The organism is Streptacidiphilus sp. ASG 303 (genome assembly GCF_020991365.1).
In the GTDB taxonomy this organism is placed as follows: domain Bacteria; phylum Actinomycetota; class Actinomycetes; order Streptomycetales; family Streptomycetaceae; genus Peterkaempfera.
In genome coordinates this window covers 1-308 of sequence record NZ_JAJLRA010000132.1, presented here as the reverse complement: position 1 = coordinate 308, position 308 = coordinate 1, and the positions used below count along the sequence as shown (strand labels likewise).

Genomic DNA, 308 nt, shown 5'->3' with positions numbered 1-308 from the left:
CGCCGCCCGGCGTCGCCGGCCACCAGTACGCACCCCCGCCGCCCCGGTGCGCGCCGCCGTCCCGGGGCGGCGGCGCGTTCCGGCGCGCGGGGGCCGGAGGCCGGCGGACGGAACCGGGTCAGAGCTCCCGCACGCCGCCGCGCCAGACGGCGGAGACCAGGGGCACCCCGGGCCGGTAGGCGAGGTGGACGTGGGAGGGCGCGTCCAGCAGCACCAGGGCGGCGCGGGCGCCGGGGGCGATCCGGCCGACGTCGGTGCGGCGCAGGGCGCGGGCGCCGCCCGCGGTGGCGGCGTGCACGGCCTCGTCC

The 308-nt window shown here is 84.4% G+C and carries 1 protein-coding gene; it reads right to left on the bottom strand.

Annotated elements, in window-relative coordinates; translation table 11 throughout:
• Window positions 1-118: 118 nt before the first annotated feature.
• Window positions 119-308 (bottom strand): amidohydrolase family protein (locus LO771_RS30225; RefSeq protein WP_230748353.1); only part of this gene is annotated, 190 nt, incomplete at its 5' end.